Below are 1631 nucleotides of genomic sequence, written 5' to 3'. Positions count from 1 at the left end.
AGAATACTTCACTGGGGGAGCCATGAATTGGCTGAGAGAAGCTTGGAGCTTTGACCCTTATAACCTGATCTAGATCATACTAGCGGAGGGAAGTGAAGCGAGTGAAATCTTTCTTTCTATTATCTATATCCAATAATAATAGCTCGCTCCTTCGCGTGAAGGGGTGGGCTATTTTATTTTGGAAAGGAGCAAGTATTATGAATAACAATTTAGTTCGGTTATGGGAAGAAGTGGATGAAAGAGAAGAAGAAATTCTAACCATATTGTCCGATTTGGTATCCTACCCAACATTGAGTCCGCCTGCCAGAAATGCGGAGAAAGCTCAAGAGTACATGGGCGATAAACTGAAAGGTCTGGGCTTTTCAATCGAGTCCTGGGATCTGTATCCAGGGGATCCTGTGGTAGTGGGCACTAAACGAGGACAAGACGAAAACCAGGCGAAGAGTCTGATCATTAACGGCCATATCGATGTAGCAGCCATCGAGGAAAAGGAGCGATGGGATTATGATCCATTCGTATGTACGGTAACGAAGGACAAAGTATTCGGTCGCGGGGTAGCAGATATGAAAGGAGGCATGGCTGGGGTTCTCTTTGCATTGCAGGTGTTGCATGAAGCTGGTGTAGAACCTAAAGGAAAGCTTTATGTCCAATCCGTTGTTGGGGAGGAGGTTGGAGAAGCAGGTACTAAGTCTTGCTGTGAAAGAGGATATCATGCTGATTTAGCGTTAGTAGTCGATACAAGTGACTGTCATATTCAGGGACAGGGTGGTGTGATCACTGGCTGGATAACAATCCAAAGCGCAGAAACACTTCATGATGCACAAAGGCGGTCGATGATCCATGCTGGCGGTGGTGTCCATGGGGCGAGTGCGATAGAGAAAATGATAAAAATAATTACTGCGTTGCAAGAACTGGAGAGGTATTGGGCAGTCACGAAATCGAGCTCTGGTTTTCCTTCGGGTTCAAATACAATCAACCCGTCTGTCATTGAAGGCGGCCGTCATGCGGCTTTCATTGCCGATCGCTGCTCGTTATGGATCACCGTACATTACTATCCGGAAGAACACTATGAAGAAGTGATCAGAGAGATAGAAGCGCACATTAATCATGCAGCGAAGGCAGATCCCTGGTTAAGAGATCATCCCCCTCAATTTTCATGGGGTGGTACGTCGATGATAGAAGAACAAGGAGAAGTATTCCCTGCATTCTCAGTGAACACCAGGCATGCCGAGGTTGAGATGTTGGCAAACGCACATCAACATATTCACCAAACTCCGGTTGACTATTCTATGTCTCCTACCGTAACAGATGGGGGATGGTTAGCGGAGGCCGGCATCCCTACTGTCCTGTACGGTCCGGGCACACTAGATCAGGCACATGCTGTTAATGAGTCGCTTGATCGGAACCAGCTTCTACGGTTCACAAAAACCATGGTCACTTTTTTATATGACTTGTTTCAACATGCTGAGCGAAAAGATGATATGTGAAGTTTACCGATCGTCTGTATAATCATGCTAAACCAATATGGGATGCCCATCTGAACACCAAATTATAAAGGGCATTAAGAATGGAAGTTTAGAGCTTGAAAAATCCAAATTTTTTTGTGGAGGAGGATTACTCTTATATTTAAT

1 protein-coding gene and 1 riboswitch are annotated in these 1631 nt (G+C 45.2%); the gene reads left to right on the top strand.

Going from position 1 to position 1631, the window contains the following annotated elements; genetic code table 11:
* Window positions 1-3: 3 nt before the first annotated feature.
* A riboswitch (TPP riboswitch) is annotated at window positions 4-108 on the top strand.
* An 89-nt stretch (window positions 109-197) separates the two neighbouring features.
* A complete protein-coding gene (locus tag ACE4RR_RS21415; protein WP_375537449.1) occupies window positions 198-1487 on the top strand; it encodes an acetylornithine deacetylase in 1290 nt (429 codons plus the stop codon).
* Window positions 1488-1631: the final 144 nt, after the last annotated feature.

The organism is Alteribacillus sp. HJP-4 (genome assembly GCF_042139015.1).
In the GTDB taxonomy this organism is placed as follows: domain Bacteria; phylum Bacillota; class Bacilli; order Bacillales; family Marinococcaceae; genus JBHIKY01.
The sequence above is the reverse complement of the archived record's forward strand: the minus strand, read 5'-3'. Positions and strand labels throughout refer to the sequence as shown.